Here is a 21,746-nt window from a genome sequence, read left to right on the forward strand (position 1 = left end):
TAACATACTCCTTTTCAAATCTCAACTGAATGATTATTTATGGTGTAGCCTTGCTGGCTTTTTGCTACGTAATTGGTCAACTACTGGGAGAGTACCTTGGCCAACTCATCGGCGTCGACGCCAACGTGGGCGGGGTGGGTTTTGCCATGCTGCTTCTGGTTCTGCTCAATGACTGGCTGCGCAAAAAGAACTACCTCGATCCACTCACCGAAAACGGTGTGCAGTTTTGGAGCCAAATGTACATTCCCATCATCGTGGCCATGGCAGCGACCCAAAACGTCAAAGTAGCCGTTTCCAGCGGCCTGATTGCGCTTTTTGCCGGACTGGTGCCGGTCGTGATTGGTCTGGCCGTTATTCCGTTTCTATCTCGCTTGTCCAAATCCGCTTCCCGCGCTCCGCATGGAAATCCTCAGTAAATTCCTGGAAAAGAACGGACTGGTTTTTGCCTTTTTAGTCGTGGGGATGATCATGTACGGCTCAGGGATTATGTCGATCCGGCTGACCAATAAAAAAATTCCCGGCTCGGCCATTGCGATCATCATCGGTTTGGTACTGGCCTACCTTGGGGGCGTGTTCACCGACGGTCAGAAGGGCCTGGCCGATGTACCATTCTTTTCGGGTTTCGGCCTGATGGGCGGTTCCATGTTCCGTGATTTTGCGGTCGTTTCCACGGCCATGGGGGCGAGCCTGCTGGTCATGCGCAGTACGGGCTGGGTGGGGCTTTTGTCATTATTTCTGGGAGTTTTGCTGTCTTTTCTTGGTGGAGTCATCGTGGCTTTTCTTTGGGGGTATCGCGACGCCGAAAGTCTTACTACCATTGGTGCCGGAGCCTGTACCTACATTGTAGGGCCCGTCACGGGTGCCGCCGTGGGTGCAAGTTCGGACGTGATAGCGCTGAGCATCGCGGCGGGGGTAGTCAAAACGATCGTCGTAACCATCGGAACCCCCTTCGTAGCCCGCTCCGTTGGCCTCGATAACCCGCATACGGCCATGATCTTCGGCGGACTCATGGGGACGACCAGTGGCGTCACGGCGGGCCTCGCCGCCACTGACCCTAAGCTGGTGCCCTACGGAGCGCTCACCGCAACGTTTTATACAGGAATTGGATGCCTGCTTTGTCCATCGTTGCTGTATTTGTTGATGCGGGGAATATTCTGAGCGGAGAGTTATTCAGATACTTCAAGTAGTGCGTTTACGCTGATCTCGAAATCGGGCAATACAGGGTAGCAGCACAAACGTCGTCCCCGAAGCATATTTTCACTTCGCGACGGGACGTGTAGACGTTGACAACTGTTTTCTGGGGGTTGACTGTCTATACGACCTGAACTCCGGCCAGAAAATATTCCGTCAGCTTCTTTTCCATCTGGTTGATCTGGTCATTGCCCGAAATGATCTCAATGGCAAAAGACTGACCCTCAATCCGCGCAAACGTCGCCAGTCCGCAGCCACCGCCGCGCTGCCAGGTTAGTGGCCGCCGTCGTAAACAGCACGATGGTGATCGAACTCAGCGGCATCAGAATTGCCGCCGTCACAGGCGAAAGCCTGCCCGTAATGGCAAAGGAAATTCCCACTAGATTATACAGCAGCGAAATCCCAAAGCTGGTTTTAATGATGCGCTGCCCGGCTCGCGCCAGCCGAATATAGCGGGGGAGGAGGGGTAGTTTTTCGCCCTGCACGATGGCGTCGCAGGCGGGCGAGAAGTTGTTGATATCGTCCGTGACGGCGAGGCCGACGTCGCTCTGCTGTAGGGCTCCGGCGTCGTTCAAACCGTCGCCGACCATCAGGACGTGCCGGTTTTTTTCGCGTTGCAGCCTGGCAATGAAGTCGAGTTTTTGTCCAGGGTTTTGTTCAAAAAACAATTGGGATTCGTTTTTGAACAATCCTCCCAGAAATGCCTGATCCGTAGGTTGGTCTCCTGAAAGGAGAAAAGTACGGTAGCCTTCATTCTGCAGGGCCGTCAATGCCGGGGGCAGGCCGGGGCGGTACTTGGGGCGGATATCGAAATGACCGCGTAAATCACCGTCAACGGAGACGTGCACGCGCGGAGGTTGTGTCAGAAGTTGTTTGGTGGTGAGTGATCTGCTTGTGATAACAGGATCACTAGCAGACAGCCTGTCACGCTGGCCGTTCGATATCCACTTTTTCGATCCAAGTCGTATTTCTTTCCGTCCCCACAAAGCGGCCAGGCCCGCGCCTTCTTTTTCCTCAAAATCAGTAAAAGCTTTCTTGCTCGAAGAAGCCTCAGCCATTGACTTCACAATCAGGCGGCTCAGCGGGTGCGACGACTGCGCGGCCAGGGTTTTCACAATCGTTTTTTCCTCATGAGTCAAAGTCTCACCCACAAACTGTACTTCTGCCTCATGGGGGAGCGTGACGGTCCCCGTCTTGTCAAAAACTACCGTATCAGTTTTGGCAAGGCGCTCGATGGCATCGGCGTTTTTAAAGTAAAAACCGTGCTTTCCGAACAAGCTCAGCAGATTGGCATTTGTAAACGTAGATGACAACAAAAGTGCACATGGGCATGCCACCAGCAGAATGGTAGTGAAGGCATTGAAGGCGGTACCCCATTCATTCTGCACTGCCCACACCGCAAAAGTGATCGCTGCCAGCAACAGCACCGCTGCCGAAAAATATCGGTTGATACGCGAAGCAAGGGTTTTATTCTGATCCTCCTTTTTTTTGGTGAAGGCATCGTTATTCCAAAGCTGCGTCAGGTAGCTTTGAGAAACCCGACGCACGATTTCCAACTCGACCGCGGGGCCGCACTGCCGTCCACCGGCGTAAAGCAGATCGCCCCGGCGGCGTTCCAGCGCGTCGGCCTCGCCCGAAACGAAACTGTAATCGATCAGGGCCGCCGGACTCAGTAGCGTGGCGTCCGCCGGGATAAGTTCACGGTTACGTACCAGAATCCGGTCGCCGGGCTGCAAATCCTGCACGGGACGCCGCGACTCGATGCCCTCGTTCATGACTGACACGGCAATAGGGAAATAGGATTTATAATCGCGGTCGAAGGCAATGTTCGCGTAGGTTCTATCCTGAAAGTACCTCCCCAGAAGCATAAAGAATACGGCTCCGGCCAGCGAGTCAAAATAGCCTGGTCCGCTCTGCGTGGCGAGCTGATAGAGGCTGGTCAGAAACACCGAAATCAGCGCCAGTGCGATTGGCGCGTCAATGTTGAGGTATCGTCCCCGCAGGGCTTTCCAGGCCGAGATAAAAAACTCGGATGCGCTATATAGAAACACAGGCAGCGCAAGTGCCAGGTTCAGCCCGCTAAACAGCAGGCGTAGTTGCTGATCTTCGAAACCCTGGCCGAGGTTGAAGTACTCCGGCAGGCTCAACATCATGATGTTGCCGAAGGCGAATCCAGCCACGCCGATTTTATAAAGTTTCTTTCGGCTCACCTGCTTGTGGGATCCTCCTCCTATCGCTGAGTGATCCGTGTCATTCAGGCTCAGGTAAGGTTCGTAACCCAGCCGAGCCATGAGAGTGGCCAGTGCACTAAGCTTGATCTGGGTCGGATCGAGACTTATCCGGACGGTTTTCTCCGGGAAGTTGACTACCGAACTTCCTACGCCCGGATGAAGGCGGTGAAGTTGCTCAAGCAGCCAAATGCACGATGAACAATGCATGCCTGGTACCGACCAGTTGACGCGCTCTTGTCGCCCGTCCGTGAATTCGAGCAGCTGTGCGCGGATTTCTTCAAAATCCAGGTGGTCGAACTTGCCCTGAAAGATATGCTCCTGCGGAGAGATACCCTTGCCGTCGGCGAATCCGTAATACTGACAAAGATCGTTTTCTTTCAGAAGGTCATAAACTGTCCGGCAGCCCGTACAACAGAAGTCATGACCGTCGTGGACATAGTGCTCGTCCAGGCAGTTTTCACCACAATGGTAGCAGTCGACGTCTGCTTCAACGATCATATCTGGGTTTGACACTTGCTTTTCCATCGGGGGCGTTCTGGCGGAGTGTTTCAAATAAACCTCAAAAGTCGGGATAGACTTCGGGCGAAAGGATGACCTTGCCTCATTGGTAAAGATGACCTTCGTCAGTTACCGTTTAATAAAATTGCGAGCATCTGAGTAGCTAATTGATTAATTTTAAGAAAGTTATCAGAGGGTCTATAAATCGTACACCTATGAAAAAGGCCATTGATTTTTCGCTGCTGTTCCTCGTAATGATCACTTTTTCCTGTAAAAACGGTGGACAGAATAAGGTTGAACCCAACCAATTTTCAGAAAAAGTACTGGATATTGCCTCCCAGAAAATTATCGATGATCTGCGGGCGCAGGGGATGACGATCAATGCGGGTACTGAGGAGCCTTTGGTAAAAGGCGTTTTCCAGACGAATTCTCTGGTATTTGTAAAAGACTGGGCAGCAAGTACCCCTTCCAGGGTTGGTACAAAGGCGGCTGAGACCAAACTGCAGGTCGTTTCTTTTGACACGTTCGATTCGACGGATCACGAGGCTGTCGATTTGTATTTCAAGCAGGCAACAAGCTCCGGTTTTGCGCTGTGGAAGGGGAAGGTATCGGGGAGCGGAAACAAGTTTACGGCCTTTACGGAAGATCTTGTGCAGTACAGCGGTCTCACCTCGGTTATGTTGGTGATAGCCATTTCGGGTGAAGTAACCAGCGAGGGCATCAAAGACTACCAGTTTGCGCAGTACGTCAAAGAAATCAGGAACGATCCCAACAAACTTTTTTCAGTGGGCTCCACAGTCATTTTAAAAGAGGAAGATGGTTTTGCAGAAAAGACCAGCGTTTTTTAAGTACCCTACTACTCCTGTTTATCAGAAAGAGTACCACATGTTACCTTAAATGGTCATGCGAAGTACCATTAAATTTCCCAAAATCTGGTAATGGTTGGTCAACTCAGGATCAGGAAATACTATGATGGTTCGTCGGAAACTACGAGGGTTTTTTGGCGGGATTCTATCTTCGCATACATTACAAAAACTACCATCCACTCAGGCAGTGAGCCGTCAGGCATTCAGGGGTACTTTACAAAGCTATGCTATTTCGGGGGCGCAAAAATTGTAATAATTACCTCCTGTCAGACCGGAAGATCTATAGAGGGCGGAAGGTAACCTCATAATTAACTTCCGTTTGATAATTTATTCCAGATTGTCAACCATCCAGGCTACTATTTAACATAATTTAGCGTTATACGATAGTTGCGAAATTTCGCTGTTTGGTGATTTATCTAGCATGATTATTGTATTTATTAGTAAAATTTATATAAACGAACGATAGGATGAGAAACATTTTCTGGTTAGTTCCAGTGGCCGTGGCAGTGAGTACCGCAGCGCTGTGGAAGCGAAAACAGCGGTTATTTGCGGGATCGGACCACCTCTGGATTTGAAGAGTGGAGTAGGGGCGCGAGTTAGTGAGCGGTTTTCGTGTTCCTTACGGTGGTACTTCCCAAGGTTAGGAAGGCTGGACAACAAAAAAGCGAGTGGCTGATATGAAAATCAGCCACTCGCTTTTTTGTGATAACTAACCGCTGGGATTCTGAATCTACATCGCCAGCTGCTCATCAATGAACTTAAAAATCTGCGGGTCGTTCCAGTTGACCGCCCCAACCTGCTCGGCCAGAACCTGACCATTCCTGACCATGTACGTGCGCGGAATGGCGTTGCCGCTCAGTGGTCCGGGATAGTCACCATTGAGCAGGTAAAAGGGAAGCTCATAGTTTTTCTTCTGAAGAAAGTTCTGAACCGTGGCCGGCGCTTCGTCCGACACGATGTAGAAGGCCATCTTGGGATTGTCCCTGTATCGCTCATACAGGCTCTGGATGCTTGGCATTTCGGCATTGCATGGGCCGCACCAGGTAGCCCACACGTTAATAAAGGTCAGCTTCGAGGTGTCCATCGCTACCATGTTTCCTTTCAGATCGCTCAGCGTCAGATATACAGAATTGGGATCGTTGGCCGAAGCTGGTGAGTCGGCAACTGATTCCATCGCCACTTCACTGTCAGTAGAAGGAGTATCTCGCAAGCTCAGGTATATTGCAGCTGAACCTACCGCTGCGGCCAGTGCGATAAAGGAATATTTAAGAGCAGGTTTCATATGTTTTAGAATTTGGTTTTTTTGAAGGTTGGATAGGGGAGGCACAACAGCCCCGGATGGAAGACGCCCACGTCGTTACAAACTAACGAATCTCCGTTGTAAACTCAAACCCTGCCGGAAACATTCAAATAGAATCCGGTAACCCAATACCCCTGTTACCAATCTGTTTTCCAGTCCATGGCGCCGGAATTGACACAAAATTAAAGGTTAAACTTTGTCCCTCCGTTCGAATTTCAATACTTTTATGGCTTGTTATATATCACTAAAATAACCCTACTCTTAATGAAAAAACTTTTTGCGTGTTTGATGATGATGGCCCTCTTTGTGGGTGGGATGAGTGAAGCAGTTGCCCAGCGGTCGGCGGCGGAGTTTTTTGAAGAAGGCAACACCAAAGCACGCGGCGGTGATTTTGCGGGAGCCTTGCAATCTTACAGTGCGGTTCTCGCCATGAATCCTGATCATGCGCCTAGTTATTTTAATAGGGGCCTGGCCAAAGCCAACCTTAAAGACCACCGCGGCGCGATCCTGGATTACGACCGGGCCATCGAGTTGAACGGCAAGGAGGCCCTTTACTACCAGAGTCGGGGCGTGAGTAAGAGCATGCAGGATGATAACCGTGCTGCGATTCAGGACTACACCCGGGCCATTGAGTTAAATCCCGACGATGCCAAGTCGTATTACAATCGCGGCGTAAGCCGGGCAAAAATTGACAACGAGCGCGGTGCCTTACAGGATTATAATAAGGCGATAACTGTCGATCCCAATGATGTATTGGCGCTATATGCCCGCGGTACCTGTAAGCAAAAGCTGGAAGATTACGCGGGTTCACTGGCCGACTTCTCGCGGGTCATCGATCTCAGCCCCAAGCGGGCGGGAGCCTACGCCGGGCGTGGCTATGCTAAAATCAAACTGGGTGACTACAAAGGTGCTATCGCCGATTATACCCAAGCTATCGGCATGAGTCCCGAAGATGGTGCATCATACAGCAACCGGGGCTTTGCCAAAGCAAAAGTGGACGATTTTGCCGGTGCCGTCACTGATTATAACCGTGCCCTGCAAGTGAACCCCGGTGACTATGAATCGTTCTACGGCCGGGGATTTGCCAAAAGCAAACTGGGCGATCAGAAATCTGCCATCCAGGATCTTGACCGGGCTGTGGAACTCAATAACTCATATACCACCGATGCGAAAAAACTGGTGTATATGGGTCCCATTAACCGGGGAACGCTGGACAAACTACGCAGCGTTGTGCAGGAGAGTATCAAGATCAACGAATTGTCGCCCGAGCGGGCCGAGGCTTACTTCATCCGTGGCTTGGCCAAGAATAAAAGCGGCGACAGCAAAGGCGCCATTGCCGATTTGAACAGCTCCATTGCCCTGAACCCCACTTTTGCCGAAGCGTACTTTACGCGTGGCTTGGTTCATTCTTCCATTGGCTCCCAGATGGAAGCCATTCTGGACTGCAGCAGTGCAATCAAGATTAACCCCACTTACTCGGAAGCTTATTACGTGCGCGGAATCATTAAGCACAGCCTGGGCGATGTCAATGGCGGCTGCCTGGACCTGAGTAAATCCGGTGAGCTTGGTTATACGCCTGCGTACAAAGTGATTAGCGATTATTGTAATTAGGCTTGGGTACTTTAAATTTCAGATTATCTTAGCTTGATTGTTAAGCCGTTGCAAAATTCGTTTTGCAACGGCTTTTTACTTTTCAACTGCGCCCAGTGGTACTTTTGCAAAGAACCAGTCATTGAACGGGCAAAATTTGTCGTTATTTCAGAAGTAGTTGAATCCCTGAGCGAATAATATCGGGGTCGGACCAGGGGATGAAATGGTTCATGGATTTTTTGCGAATCATGGTCAACGGGACACGACCTTCTAGTTTCTTCTCGATGTAGTCGGCATTTTCGGCGGGCACCAGTACATCGCTGCCCCCCTGAATCACAACTACCGGGCACTTGACCTTGTCCCAGGAATCCGCCATCTTTTTCAATTCTTTTTTCAGGGGCAACAACTCGTCATTACTGGACTCAAAAGAGCGGGGAATGAACCAGCGCACGGGCGGAGCTCCCAAAATGTAGCGGTACCAGTTGGTCGGCTCCAGCTCCGGCGAGACCGAGGCCGCCGCCAGTACCAACCCCCGCACGTACTCAGGGTGAGCCATCGCGAAGCGAACCACGATGGGGCCGCCCAGGGAATGGCCGACCAGAATCACTTTTTGATTTTGGTACTTCATGATGGGTAAAAGCGCCTCCACCTGATCAGCCAGCGTTTTCACGGCCATGTCGCCACTTTCTCCAAAACCGGGCCGATCTACCGACAGCAGGTAGGCTTTTTTTTGCAGGACCGAGTCTTTCAGGAAACCGCTGTAATTGTCCCACTCACCGGGTGAGCCATGAACAAAAAGGACGGGCGGCAGGGTAGAATCACCGACTGCTACGAAGTGCATTTCGCCCTGACGCGAATGATAGTACTTATGAACTGCCGGGAGCTTACTACCCGCCATCGGATCCTCGGTTTTGAAGGTAGTACAGCCTTGTAAAAAACAAAGAATCATGGCAATTGCGCCCCCTAACTTTTTCATTCTGCGAATGTAGTTAATTTTGCAAAACTCCTCGCGGCGGTCTTCGCCCTCTCCTAAATCCTTTTCTGATGCACCTGTATCTGCACATTCCCTTTTGCCGTCAAGCCTGCCATTACTGTGATTTTCATTTCAGTATGTCCTTGCGGAACAAAGGGAAAATTGTGCGGGCAATGATCCGGGAGTTGAAGCTGCAGCGTGATTACCTTCCCTCGGACGATCTCCATACCATTTATTTTGGCGGAGGTACTCCTTCGTTGCTCAGTGAAAAGGAACTGGCTTTCCTGATGGATGCCATCAAGAAGCAATTTCATCTCAAACCAGATGCCGAAATCACCCTGGAAGCCAATCCTGACGATCTCACAGAGGACACTCTCGCCACGTTGGCCGATCAGGGGATCAACCGCCTCAGCATAGGAATTCAGACGTTCCACGATCCGCACCTGCGATTTATGAACCGGCTTCACACTGCATCGGAAGCCGAAGAAAGCGTCAGGCGGGCTCAGGATGCCGGAATCACCAATATCTCTGTGGATCTTATCTATGCCATTCCCGCCGAGAACGACGATATCCTGTTGAGTGATATTGAAAAAGCGCTGGCGCTGGGTGTCGAGCACATCTCGGCCTATTGCCTGACGGTGGAGCCTAAAACGGCATTCGGGAATTGGACCAAAACTGGAAAGATGGCACCTATCGAAGACGAATTTGCGGCCCGACAGTTCGAGGTGTTGATCAGCAAGTTGCAGGAGGGGGGATTTGAGCAGTACGAAATTTCGAACTTTGCCAGAAATCAGAAATACAGTCGCCACAATAGTGCCTACTGGCAGAGGCGCCCTTACCTCGGGGTTGGCCCCAGCGCGCACTCTTATAATGGAGCAAGTCGTCAGTACAATGTGAGCAACAACGCAAAATATCTGGAATCGATCAAAAACAGGGTATTGCCCATAACCGTGGAAATCCTGAGCATGGAAGACCAGGTAAACGAATACCTGCTCACCGGTCTGCGAACCAAGTGGGGCTGTCGGCTGGAGCTGTTACAGGAGCTTTCGGGGGGTAGTTTTCTGATGAAAACGGGAGAAGAGATTTTTCGCCTCAACGAAATCGGTTGGCTGCACTCCCGCGATGGCCTTTTGTTGCTTACGGAAAAAGGGAAGCTTTTTGCGGATCAGGTGGCGAGTCGGCTCTTTTTGGAGCAAACGAAAAAGGGTTGAATAGTCAACGGCGTTTTCCGAACTCTCCTTTTGAGATCGAAAAACGCCGTTTAACCTTTACCCGTTAATCCAAGAAGATCAAGGGCTATTTTACTTTACTAAACTCTCCCGCCAGCTTGTTCTTCTCTGGTTCGGTGAGATGATGCGAGGCGACGACAAGACGATACCGGAGCGTCATAGACTGTCCCTTGGACAGTTTGTGATTTCGGGTCTCTTTGCCTTCGGAATATTCTTTGTCACCCATTGGGTTTACTGCGAAAAGGCCATAGCCACGTGCGTGCCAATAAGCGGGATAGCCCACGTTCTGGGGATGATCGAAGATAACGACACTGATGTCCTCATTTCCGATTTTACCACTCAGGTCATTCCAGGCCGAGCGCTTTCCCCATACATCGTCACCCTCGACGCCTTCCTTGTTGCGGTAATTACCCGTAACACCGTCATTATTGAGTGTAGCTACCTTGGTAGCCACGCCGTTGGCGTCGGTGAACACCTCGGCTTTTTTAGAAGGGAGTTCCAGTTGCCTGGCCAATCTCATCCCGAACATTCCTTCCTTTGAATCATTAAAGGTTACGTCCTCCTGAGCGGTAAGCGTCGTGATACGATCGATAATCCGCTCGTCGCCGGTTGCCCGAAAAATGTAGGTTGTTTTTTCTTTCAGGAAAGTGTCTCCATCCTGGCTTACCCAGTCGGCAGTGACGTTCAGTTCGCCCTTTCCCTTGCCACTTTTCAGGTTGGTTATGCCCGTGTGAACAATGTCGCCGTACTTATGCTTCGTGCGATCCACCGCATTGGAGCTATTCCAGAAATCGTAGCCATTGACATCACCGTGATTGAACCACACGCCCACATGGTGTGGATGATCCACCCGCTCGCCCGGGCGGGGGTCCATCGGCCATCCGCGGGTGACAACCGTTCCCTGTGCTGTCCGCACCGGATACAGAACAGCTTTCCTCAGCACATCGGTACCTGGATAAATGTAGGAGGTGAAAGGTTCTCCATCCACGCTCACTTCCACTTTGCGCTCCGCACCATTATTCATCAATTCCACCCGCTGAGCATTCGCGATATGTACGGATGTTGCCAACAAAGCGCCAGCCATCAAAAGATTCTTTTTCATATATCTAAAAAAAGCGATGTGCCTCTATTCAAATGATTTGTGAGAAATCACTAAACAGAGGCACAATTAAACGATTAAACCATTTATAAAATTAAAGACCTGTCTAGCTTACGACAATATCGCTCTTCTTCTCATCCCAGGTCACGCGCTTACCTGTGTGCAGAGCCCGCGTAGCCATGATGTTGGCTACGGCGTGGTTGAAGCCGGCACGCGCCGGAGCATTGGGCTGTTTGCGGCTGCGCACGCATTCCATCCAGTTGAGCATATGCAGCGAGGTCATCGGATCGGCGCCCGTATTCGCCCCCGTTTCCATCTTGGCTACTTCGCCGAGTTTCTTGGTGGGCAACAGGTTGGGCTTCATACCCATCGCTTTGGCTGGGCCAGCCTGCAGGCCGCCCTCGGGGGTGATCTCGTTGGTGTCGAGGTTGATCATACCCGCATTGGAGTAGTAGTATTCCTTTACATCGCCCGCCGCCTGGTGCATCCGTGAAGAGTAAATCACCTGGAAGGCCTTGCTGGGGTCATCAAAAGGACCATACTCAAATACCGCCGAGAAAGTGTCGGCATTCACCCGACCATCTTTCCAAACGTACACACCGCCGTTGGCCGAAACTGAGCGCGGGGCATCGAGTCCTGAGAACCAGTGCACAGTGTCGATCTGGTGCGACATCCACTGACCGGGAATACCGGAAGAGTAAGGGTAGAAAAGACGGTACTCAAGATAGAAGCGCGGATTCCAGGCTACCTTGGGGCGGTTCATCAGGAAGCGATCCCAGTCGGTATCCTCTTTGCGGATTTCCTTCGTCAATTCAGGCAGACGCCAGCGCCCGGGTTGATTGACGTTCCAGGTCATCTCAACCATAGAAATTGGTCCGAACTCACCGGAATTGATAAATTTGTTGGCTGCATGGTAGTTGGGGGCCGAACGCCGCTGCGAACCAACCTGCACAATCTGCTTGGAAGCCTCGGCGGTTTTCAAACACAGTTTGGCATCTTCCAATGATTCCGCAAAGGGCTTCTCCATGTACACGTCGCGACCTGACTTGATGGCCGCCACCGAATGAAGGGCGTGCTGGAAGTCGGCGGTGCTGATGATGACGGCATCCACATCCTTCCGGTCCAGTAGTTCGTCGTTGTTGCGGCATTTGATAAAATCACTGGCTGCCGAATCTTTACCCTTGAAGTAGGCTGCTGCCTCGTCGCGGCGCCGGTTCCAGATGTCGGATACGCCCATGAACTCAAAGTTCATATTCTTGGAGTGATCCGCAAAGCTGGGCGCCAGCGAAGACCGAAAGCGGTTCGAAAAACCGATGATGCCTACCCGAACCCGGTCGTTCGCGCCGACGATCTTGTTATAACTCTTGGCACTGAATGCATTTGACCCCACGGCAGCTACTCCCGCTGTGGCCAACGCTGTTTTTTTTAGAAAGTCTCTTCTGTTATCCATCATGGTTGTTGATTTATTTATGCTTTGATTTTTTGATTCGGAAAGTACCTGGGTGGAAACTAACGAATGGCTTTGCTTACACGGGTACTTGATACACATTTCAATTACGCAGGTACTTTGCCATTTATTTGATCTCCTTTACTTTCAAACTCCGGTACATTACATTGTCGCCATGGTCCTGAAGAAGAAGATTTCCTTTTTCGGCCAGACCAAAATCTTCGTATTTGCTGTATTTCGAGCGAGCTACCAGAGCGCGGTAGATCGGGCCGCCGCGCTGATATTCCAATACCAGTTGTCCGTTCAGGAAATGCTGGACCTTGCCGTCGGGATGGACAACGAGCCGTCCCCGATTCCATTCCCCAATCTTCTTGACCGAGTTGCCGGGCTTTTCCGCCGGGATCAGGTCGTAAAGTGAGGCCAGCGTCCGGTTGCCAACTACCCCCATTTTAGCATCGGGGTGCTTGGCATCGTCAAGTACCTGATATTCCAGACCCAGGCCCGATTTGCCTTTGGAGTCCAGGTTTTCGTTTACGAAGTACTTCACACCGCTATTGGCACCTTCGGTAAGCTTGAACTCGAAGTCAAACTCGAAACCAGGGCCATATTTCTCGCGGGATACGAGGTCGTTGCCTGTCTCGGAACCATCGGATTTGGCGACGCTGATGGTGCCGTCGCCGGCAGACCAGCGCTTCTGCGGAAAATCGGTACCACCGTAGGCCCGCCACTGGTCGGCCGACTTGCCGTCAAAGAGCATTTTGAAGCCCTGAGCCTTTTCCTCGGGCGACAAAGTATTAGGAACCATATTCACAACCCGCACATCAGTAGGCCAGGGGCTGAGTTTCAGATTATCTGTCTTGATGCGGATATTCTTCCACTTTACCTGTGTACCATTCTGCTCGGGCTTATTGATGGCATGAACCTGAAGACAAATGAAACCTTTGGGAGTCATGTCGTCAATGAGGTGGGCTACCGGAACGCCATTCAGGAATGTCTGAATGTGGTTCCCGACAGCTTCGATCCGGTACTTATTCCATTGATTATTCTTAAAAGCCGTTTTCGCCTTAGGATTCAGATCCACCGGATAAAGCCAACCGCGCCGGGCTTCGTCGTAAATGCCTGCCGCCCAGCCGCGTGAACTGGGGTCGATCTCTACCTGGTAGCCGTGAACGCGACCGTTCATGTAGTCGGGCGTCGACTCGCTGCGAATCTGAATACCGGAGTTCAGCTTGTCGTCCACCATTACTTCCAGTTCCATGATGAAGTCGCCGTAATCTTGCTCCGTGGTCAGGAAAGAGTTGGGGGTGTTCATTGTCGAGGTGCCGACGATAGCCCCGTCTTTTACCTCATATTTGGCCTTGCCATTCAGTTGTTTGAACCCGCTGAGGTCCTTGCCATTAAAGAGGCTTTTCCAGCCATCTTTGGAAGCTGTTTGGGCGGCTGCAGGTTGCATGAAACAGCTTGTGACCAAGACTGTAAGTGCTAATAATGTTTTTTTCATTCTTGGGTTATTTGTTCAATGAGTTTTGCTCGGCATTTTTCCGAGCCCAGTATTCAACGTTTGCTTTCAGGAGATATTCCCCTTCCTACAAAAACGACGTTATGTTTGCTTTACCCTTACAAAAGGACAGGTGAAAGTTTTTTTACTATTTCAATACAGGAAAAGCCTCCGAAATCGGAGGCTTTTCCATGCAATGAATTGTGAGAAGACGTTCATCCGCTCATCCGGCGCGACTATTAATAGCCAGGATTTTGTGGGAAGCTGGCTTCTCCGCCTTCTACCCGGTCCAGCTGGTTTTGAGGAATCGGGCGTAACAGGTGTCTCTCAGTAATGTTGGGAGCGGCCTGTGGGTTGTGTAATTTTACGCGCTCAATTAGTATACCCCAACGCTTCAGGTCGAACCAACGCTGCATTTCACCGTATAGCTCGCGGGCTCTTTCCTCGTAGATCAGTTCCATGGTCATTCCGGCCTCGGTCACTTCCATTTCCTTTTCTTTACCAGGCCAGGCGGCGCGGCGGCGTACTGCATTGATGGCAGCGACGGCGCCAGCCTTGTCACCCGAATTCAACAGAGCTTCACTCAGAATCAGGTAAGCTTCGGCCAGGCGGTAGTTGAAGTAGTCGCGTGTTCCTTCAAACTGAGTACGGTCGTTACGGGCACCATCGAGGTGCTTGCGCAAAGCGGGGAAAACCCGCTCCGAGTAGGCACTGGGCACCAAAACCTGGTACTTTTTCTTTGCACGCTCGGCAACGGGCATTTCGTAACCGGGATCGTAGATTGCCGTATCGCCGAGAGCGAATGTCACAGTTGCTTTCGACTTATCGAAAGTTGTGTTATACGTACCAGGCTTGTTTGAGTAGTACACATCTTTGAAAGTCTTGTAGTAGCGGCTGTCGACAGTGCGGTTGGCCGGGGCAAAAATCTTGTTCAGCGTGTAGTCAGTAGGACGGTACCGCTTGAAAGGACGTCCATTTTCGGTATCGCGCTGCATCCCTGGAAGAACATCATACTCCATCAGGAAGAATACGTGGGAGTTGTTACCGCCACCATTGGTAAGCGGGCTACCTGTGTATTGCGTCGCGAATATGATTTCATCGTTCTTCTCGTTCCCCTGCCGATACACATCGGCGAAGTTTGGCAGAAGCCGGAAGCTGTAATTGTTGATTACGTTTTTGGCGTAAGTAGCCGCCTTGGCGTAATCGTCTCCCGCTTTGGCGGCCGAGGTAGCTTTGGTCAGATAGACTTCGGCCAGCATCATTTCGGCAACTGCCTTGGTTACTCTTCCGTATTCTGCTGCCTGACCTTTGTTTTCAAGATCGGGCAGGGCTTCAGTCAGGTCTTTGATTATGGCCGTGTACATCTGGGGAACAGTAGCCCGGGTAGCCACTTTCGTGGGAGCTACTGTCTCAGTCAGGCGCAAATCCACACCACCATACAGCCGAGTCAGAATGAAATAATAATGCGCGCGAAGTGCTTTTACTTCGGCCACACGTTGCTTCTTGGTAGCCTCGGGGACGCCTGTCACCTCAGGGGCACGTTCAATAACTGCGTTGGCGACATTGATTCCGTTATACATGGCATCCCACACTTCGCGTGGATGCGCCGAGCGGGAGTCGAAGGCTCCATCGTAGGTGTTGATGAACTTGTGGCTACCATCCGCACCATTCGTGAAGATGTCGGTTCCAAAAATGGTAAAGTTGTTACCACGCTCGGTTCCGTACCAATCCCGTAAGGTTGAGTACACGGAGTTTACTCCGTCGTTGAAACCGGCAGCTGTATTAAGGTAGTTGCTGCCAATTCCCGAAATCACTTCCTCATCCAGTACGTCGGTGCTACAGGACTGCCCGAATACCAGGGCAGCGCACACGGCACCAATTTTTAGAAATTTTGCTTGAAACTTCATTTTTCTATCTTTTTTAATTTCTTACGATCTGATTAAAACTTGGCATTGATACCGAACGTGATGACCGACGTTGCGGGAGAAAGGTCAGAACCAATCGAGCGGTTTTGGTTGCTGGGGCCATTATCCAACTCTACTTCGGGATCGATTCCTTTGTACTTGGTACGGTACTCCGAGAAGATGAACGGCTGCTGAATGCTGGTATACAGGCGCAGGCTGGTCATGCCCAATTTGGAAGCCCAGTTACCCGGCACGTTGTAGCCAAAGTTGATGTTCCGCACTTTCAGGAATGAACCGTCGAAATACTGCAGCGTGGAGCTATTACGTGGTGATTCCTGGTTCTCGTTCGGACGAGGAAACTCGTTCGTAGGATTATTGGGAGTCCAGTAGTCAATGTCCAGGTTGTTGTAGCGACCGGCCAAAGCGTTGTTACCCTGGTGGAAACCACTAACAATGAATTGACCCGCTCTGGCATACAGGAAGAATGACAGGTCGAAGCCTTTGTACTCGAAACGGTTAGTCAATCCCGCCACAAAATCAGGGATAGCTGAGCCCAGAATCTGACGGTCAGCGGCATTGATTACGCCATCGTTATTGAGGTCCTCGATTTTGATTTCACCGGGATTGTAGCCGTACGACTTAGCAAGTTCGGCCTCGTCAGTTTGCCAGATACCGATTTTTTTCAAATCATACACCACCGAAAGTGGCTGTCCGATGAAGCGTCCGGCGGCAACGTCATCTACTTTGCCATTGGCCAGTTCTACAATCTCCTCCTTGTTTCGTCCGAAGGTCAGATCCGTATTCCAGCGGAAGCCACCTTTGTCTACATTCACCGTTGAAAGAGTCAATTCGATACCCTTGTTACGGGTATGACCGATGTTGGTGGTAAAGCCTCCAAAGCCCGTCGAGTTAGGTAGCGGCTGGGGAGCCAAAAGATCTGTCGTATTAGTAATGTAGTACTCAACCGCACCCGATACGCGACCACTGAAGAAGCTAAAATCAAGTCCTGCATTGGCGGTAGCTGAGGTTTCCCATCTCAGGTCGGGGTTGCCGATCGAACCGGGACGATAGCCGAAAGCGGCGTTATTTTCCCAGGCGTAAGAAGAACGGCTCAAACTTGCCTGAGTCTGGTACGGGTTGATAGCCGTGTTACCTACTGCGCCATAGCTAAGACGGAGCTTAAGCTGATCCATCCAACGAACGTCCTGCATGAAGTTCTCGTTGGAAATGTTCCAACCTACGGCCACCGAGGGGAAGTATCCAAACTTGTTGTTTGCACCAAAACGAGACGAGCCGTCAGCCCGGATTGTAGCAGTCAGCAGGTACTTATCATTAAAGTCGTAGTTGACCCTGGCCATATAAGAAAGCAGCGTCCACTGACTAATCCGGGTATCCACACCATTAACCTGGCTGGCATCACCCAGGTTGTAGAACTGCTGAGTTGCAGCCGGAATACCTGTTACGTTAATGAACGAGTTTTCATAATTATCCTTCTGGTATGACTGCAGCAACGTAACGCCCAGATTGTGGACCTCGTTGAATTGTTTGTTGTAGTTCAGAAGGTTTTCGATCGTGTAGTTGAACGTAAACTGGTTGCCTACACTACCTGAGGCTGGAGCACCGCGCCGGGCGTTGGTCTGGCTGCCAAAATAACGTCCGTACCGGTCGATCTTAAAGTCAGGTCCGAAATTAACCCGGTATTTTAGTCCGTCGATGATATCCCATTCTGCATAAATGCTATTAAAAATACGGTAGTTTTTCCGCTCATCTATGATTGCACCCGGCACGATCTCGGCCAATGGATTGGTTCTGAGTCCGTCCTGAGTAGGCAGGAAGATCAGGTTGCCCTCATCGTCGTAAGGCTTACCTAGTGGGTTTTCGGCCAAGGCTCCTCCCAGCGGATTGAAGTTTTCGCCGTTACGCACATAGTGACTGGTCAATGAGGAGATACCTAGGCGAAGCTTATCGTTGATTTTGTGGTCCAGGTTAACACGGAACGTATAGCGGGTCAGATCCTGGTTTTTGACTACACCCTTATCCTTAAAGTAGTTGCCCGATATATTGAACACTGTTTTTTCAGTACCACCTGATACACCTACCTGGTAGTTATTGATGGAACCCGTACGAAGCAGGGCATCAGGATAGTCGGTGCTGCGGCCCAGTTTGATTGATTCCAATTCTACGGGTTCAAAGATAACAGCATCAGCGGCGTCCGTAGCCGGACCTGCTGGATAGTGACCGCCCGCCCGGCGCGACTCCCGCTTGTACTCGGCGAACTCCGGACCATTGAAGACATCAATCCGTCCCAGCGACTTGTTGATACCGCTGTAAGCATCGACGCTTACCGTAGTTTTACCCGGTGTTCCACGCTTCGTGGTGATAATCACAACCCCATTGGAGCCACGTGAACCGTAAATTGCGGTCGAGGAGGCATCTTTCAGGATTTCCATCGAGGCAATGTCGTTCGGGTTGATATCCTCGATGCCGCCCGAAAGTGGAATTCCGTCTACCACAAACAGTGGATCGTTAGAAGCGTTGAACGAGCGCCGTCCCCGGATACGAATCTGGGGTGTTGCGCCAGGCTTACTTCCCGCCATGTTTACGTCCACACCAGCCGCACGACCTTGCAGGGCTTGTTGGGCGTTGGTAACGGGTAGTTCGCCGATCGCCTTCGCACTCACCGACGAAATAGCACCAGTGACCTGGCTTTTCTTTTGGGTACCGTAACCCGTAACGACCACTTCGTTCAGGGTTTTCAGGTCAACCCCCAGCTTGACATCGACTACACTACGATTGCCTACCGCAATCTCCTGAGTAGCGAAACCAACGGCTGAAAAAACCAACGTGGGATTGGCACCCGTTGCATTGATGCGATAGTTGCCATCGGCGTCGGTAGTAGTACCAGCGTTGGAGTTTTTTAACACCACCGTTACTCCGGGCACGCCCGTGTTGTCTTCGGTGGAAGTGACGGTGCCCGTGATAGCGCGATCCTGGGCTAAGAGTGTGTGCATGGGCAAGATCCCTATTGCCCAAAGGAGCAAGAAGGACAGCATTTGGGAGGTCCGCAGCCTTTGGCCGCCTGATGCCTCCGGTGACTTCTCGGTAAAGAATTTTCTCATTGGTTTTAAATTGAATTGAGTTTGGAAAAAATTAAAAGGTACTATACTTATTTAAACTAAAACTAAATTAAATACTATTTATTTTATCCCAATCTTATTTTTGGTGCTGTCGGGATAAGAGTAAGAGCGGGAAGTGTCTGCTTGCGCAGGACTGATTACATCAATCGGAGATGCTTTTGTATTTTGACTTTCAGCATTATTGGTGTACAGGGGTGTTTCTCTGATAAACAAAAAGAGTAAAATTACCGTAGTCACAATTCCGATGCTCCATTTCAAAAAAGACCAGTTCTCAACAGGCGCAACACCTTGACGTCCTGACTCAACCAGCGAGGGTATACTTCCAATGGATTGTCGGATCAGCTCCCATAGCGATGTTCTCTCTTCGCTGGACATTTCCGTTTCTTCCCAGTCCGAAACCGTATCTACCAGCATTTTTGCCGACTCTACTGTTTCAGTTTGCTGGGGGTTTTCCTGAACCCAGTTGACCCAAAACTTGGATACGTGCGGGTCGTCAGGATGGCGTACCCACCGAATGAACAGGCGTTCCATCGCTAACTCTTCAGCGCTATATTCCGAGTAGGGCTTCATCGGTCAATTCAGGGGATCAGGGAAGTTGTACCTAATCTGGATAATCCGATGACATATTCAGCGGACGAGCAAACCAGTTAACGACCCTTACACGATTAGGGATTTAATTTCATGCAAATATTTCGGGGAATTGTTAAATAAAGAAAACAGATAGTGGCATCTACTTGGTACTTTTTACCTTCCAGCCGGAAATTGGCCCTGCTGACGAAGTATTGGTATTTTTATCGGCCGAAAAAGTAGCGTCAAAAGAATGGGGCGAACCTGCGCGTAGGGTGGCTTCGAAGCCTACCATCGTTGTGCCGGGGTTAGGGGCATCATAGTCATGAGTCGGTTCGGTTGACCATGTTTTAATTTTGAGTGGAGTCGATGCGTTAAAGGTCAGGTACATCGTTTTTCCTTTTTGTGAAAGTACCACCGTACTACCGTCCTGAATAAGGACCTGCGCGGGCGTGAGCAATGTCCAACGAAGGGTAATGTCCTTATCTGGCGCTTTCACTTCATCCCTTACGATCACCTGCCTGGAATCCCGCAGTGCAATGCCCCTCTTTACGGCGCTAGCCTGACCATCATATATTGTTGATAGATCGGAGACGATTGCCATGTCCCGGGGATCGCTGGAAAAGGCATCTATTTTAGCGTATCCCTTGACACGCTGATACTGGCCATCGATCGTCAGCGTATTGTGAACCAGGTTATTGTATCTGAAAATATCCCAACGTTCGGCGTCTTGTTCACGGCCAAAGAGTTTAATGCCCCGCTCTTCCAGGGAATTGTAGTTCTGCGGCCCGAAGTCCATCGCCCAGCGTTCACCCAGGGCATCCAGTACAAAAGAGCCTGCGTCCATGTGAGCGTGGTTGACGGAAGCCGACCCTGCCTTGAAGCCCACAAAAAATGCGTTGGGGTCGGTCCATGAACTGCGCATCATGGCTACCGGACTCGGGCCTTGGCCCATCCAGAAGTTTTCCTTTGGTGGCGGGATGTCGGACAAGTTCATGCCGGCCCCCCAGAGCAGCAGGGCCGGCAGGGTACGGTCTTTCACCAGGTCGCGCCCCGGCTGCTCTTGGATGACCTTCTTCTGCATATATAGTAGAGAAGGATCGTTGTTTTTGTTGGCAAACCAGAACAGGGCCGGACTTACGCCATTCCTGTCGCCGCTATCGCCCCAGTTATGAACGATGCCCAGCGGGCCGACGATGTTCTGCTCGAAGCCAGCCGTTTTCAAGAAGCCCGGTGTTTGAGCGAGGCCAAAGTCGGTACCCAGTGCTCTTTCCAACGCGCTCAAAAATAGCACGTTGAAGCTTGTTCCATACTCCCAGTAACCAAAACCTTCGGGGTAGGCACCATCGGGCCCGTAAGGTTCCATTGACTTGGGGATGCTTTCCAGGGCACGCTCGATAGTACGCTCAGCCAGCTCCGGCTCATGTTCGGCGATGGCCAATGCGCCGAAAGTCATTCCGGCGTTGCACACCTGATTCCAGTTGTGTTCGGCGGTTAGAAACCAGTTGTACTCCTTTTTGTAAGAGGGTTCGATACCCTTTTTCAGAATGGCTTCCCGTATTTTCTGTCGGCTCCCTTCGGATAGGTCATCATACAGCCAATCGTAGCCTATGGCGACGGCCATCGTCATTTCGGCCACATCCAGAAAGTGGCTTGGGTTCCAGTTGGAGAAATTGGCTACGGCCAGCATTTCCTTCTCGGCGCGCTGCAGGTACTTTTTTTCTCCGGTGGTGCGGTAGGCATAGGACAACTGAAAAATACGCCGCAACGCTTCCCTCGATTTGTCAAGCAACCGACGCCCGATTTGAATTCGCTCCACGGGTGGTTGATTGATAAGCCGGTTGCCCTCAGCCAGAATTGCGTCGTGGATATTTTTAAGAGATTTGTCGCTTTGGATTTTCTGAACTAAAAATTGCTCGTCGCCTTTTAGCAGCAACAGCCGCGGATGCGGACGTTTGAGTTTAGTCAGTTTGCCTGTAAAGGTCTCGTTATCAGGCAAAGGGCTAGCGTTCTGCTGACCGCATGCGTTGAGAGTAACGAAAGCTAAGACAAATAAAAGTAGGCTTCTCATAACAAGAGTGTGCGTGGCAGTCTTTTAAGTGTGTATTTGACACACTTTACCGGCAAAAGACCGGGATGAGTTTATTATACTTTGTTCATAGAATATTTATTTGAAATAAATTCATTTTTCTCTCAAACTCCGCTTCATTACTTAC

15 protein-coding genes are annotated in these 21,746 nt (G+C 50.8%); 5 read left to right on the top strand and 10 right to left on the bottom strand.

Annotated elements, in window-relative coordinates; genetic code table 11:
* The first annotated feature begins 29 nt into the window (after nt 1–29).
* Both madL and madM read left to right on the top strand, forming a co-directional pair.
* Entirely contained in the window at nt 30–416 is a 387-nt protein-coding gene (gene madL / locus IE117_RS13590; RefSeq protein ID WP_189564979.1) for a malonate transporter subunit MadL, read from the top strand.
* Entirely contained in the window at nt 400–1,158 is a 759-nt protein-coding gene (gene madM / locus IE117_RS13595; protein ID WP_189564980.1) for a malonate transporter subunit MadM, read from the top strand. The genes madL and madM overlap by 17 nt, the downstream gene beginning before the upstream one ends.
* A 257-nt stretch (nt 1,159–1,415) precedes the next feature.
* Here the strand turns inward: madM and IE117_RS13600 are convergent, their stop codons facing one another.
* The gene (locus IE117_RS13600; protein WP_229580844.1) at nt 1,416–3,920 is read right to left on the bottom strand and encodes a heavy metal translocating P-type ATPase; all 2,505 of its coding nucleotides are present in this window, start codon (nt 3,918–3,920) and stop codon (nt 1,416–1,418) included.
* A 215-nt stretch (nt 3,921–4,135) separates the two neighbouring features.
* Here IE117_RS13600 and IE117_RS13605 point away from each other — a divergent pair, with 215 nt between their 5' ends.
* Nucleotides 4,136–4,768 (top strand): hypothetical protein, encoded by a 633-nt coding sequence (locus IE117_RS13605; RefSeq protein ID WP_189564982.1) that lies wholly within the window; start codon nt 4,136–4,138, stop codon nt 4,766–4,768.
* 748 nt (nt 4,769–5,516) lie between these two features.
* Here the strand turns inward: IE117_RS13605 and IE117_RS13610 are convergent.
* Nucleotides 5,517–6,068 carry a TlpA family protein disulfide reductase gene (locus IE117_RS13610; RefSeq protein WP_229580846.1) on the bottom strand — a complete coding sequence of 184 codons (552 nt, stop codon included), beginning with the start codon at nt 6,066–6,068 and terminating at the stop codon, nt 5,517–5,519.
* Between the two features lie 282 nt (nt 6,069–6,350).
* On the opposite strand from IE117_RS13610, the gene IE117_RS13615 reads away from it, so the two are divergent.
* Nucleotides 6,351–7,697 carry a tetratricopeptide repeat protein gene (locus IE117_RS13615; RefSeq protein ID WP_189564983.1) on the top strand — a complete coding sequence of 449 codons (1,347 nt, stop codon included), beginning with the start codon at nt 6,351–6,353 and terminating at the stop codon, nt 7,695–7,697.
* Nucleotides 7,698–7,839: 142 nt separating this feature from the next.
* Here the strand turns inward: IE117_RS13615 and IE117_RS13620 are convergent, their stop codons facing one another.
* Complete coding sequence (locus IE117_RS13620; protein WP_189564984.1) at nt 7,840–8,652, bottom strand: alpha/beta fold hydrolase; 813 nt, start codon at nt 8,650–8,652, stop codon at nt 7,840–7,842.
* Nucleotides 8,653–8,720: 68 nt separating this feature from the next.
* Between IE117_RS13620 and hemW the strand changes: the two genes are divergently transcribed.
* Entirely contained in the window at nt 8,721–9,860 is a 1,140-nt protein-coding gene (gene hemW / locus IE117_RS13625) for a radical SAM family heme chaperone HemW (RefSeq protein ID WP_189564985.1), read from the top strand.
* Nucleotides 9,861–9,945: 85 nt separating this feature from the next.
* Here the strand turns inward: hemW and IE117_RS13630 are convergent, their stop codons facing one another.
* From IE117_RS13630 to IE117_RS13660, 7 genes are all read right to left on the bottom strand, one after another.
* Entirely contained in the window at nt 9,946–10,980 is a 1,035-nt protein-coding gene (locus IE117_RS13630; RefSeq protein ID WP_229580848.1) for a DUF6807 domain-containing protein, read from the bottom strand.
* A 103-nt stretch (nt 10,981–11,083) separates the two neighbouring features.
* Complete coding sequence (locus tag IE117_RS13635; RefSeq protein WP_189565384.1) at nt 11,084–12,427, bottom strand: Gfo/Idh/MocA family protein; 1,344 nt, start codon at nt 12,425–12,427, stop codon at nt 11,084–11,086.
* A gap of 124 nt (nt 12,428–12,551) precedes the next feature.
* Entirely contained in the window at nt 12,552–13,925 is a 1,374-nt protein-coding gene (locus tag IE117_RS13640) for a 3-keto-disaccharide hydrolase (protein WP_189564986.1), read from the bottom strand.
* A 236-nt stretch (nt 13,926–14,161) separates the two neighbouring features.
* Nucleotides 14,162–15,829, bottom strand: coding sequence for a RagB/SusD family nutrient uptake outer membrane protein (locus tag IE117_RS13645; protein WP_189564987.1), 1,668 nt, complete (start codon nt 15,827–15,829; stop codon nt 14,162–14,164).
* A 32-nt stretch (nt 15,830–15,861) separates the two neighbouring features.
* Nucleotides 15,862–18,879 carry a SusC/RagA family TonB-linked outer membrane protein gene (locus tag IE117_RS13650; RefSeq protein WP_189565385.1) on the bottom strand — a complete coding sequence of 1,006 codons (3,018 nt, stop codon included), beginning with the start codon at nt 18,877–18,879 and terminating at the stop codon, nt 15,862–15,864.
* A gap of 144 nt (nt 18,880–19,023) precedes the next feature.
* Complete coding sequence (locus tag IE117_RS13655; RefSeq protein ID WP_189564988.1) at nt 19,024–19,533, bottom strand: hypothetical protein; 510 nt, start codon at nt 19,531–19,533, stop codon at nt 19,024–19,026.
* Between the two features lie 160 nt (nt 19,534–19,693).
* Nucleotides 19,694–21,529, bottom strand: coding sequence for a heparinase II/III domain-containing protein (locus tag IE117_RS13660; RefSeq protein ID WP_189564989.1), 1,836 nt, complete (start codon nt 21,527–21,529; stop codon nt 19,694–19,696).
* Between the last annotated feature and the right edge of the window lie 217 nt (nt 21,530–21,746).

This window comes from Persicitalea jodogahamensis, from assembly GCF_014651615.1.
Taxonomy (GTDB): Bacteria; Bacteroidota; Bacteroidia; order Cytophagales; family Spirosomataceae; genus Persicitalea; species Persicitalea jodogahamensis.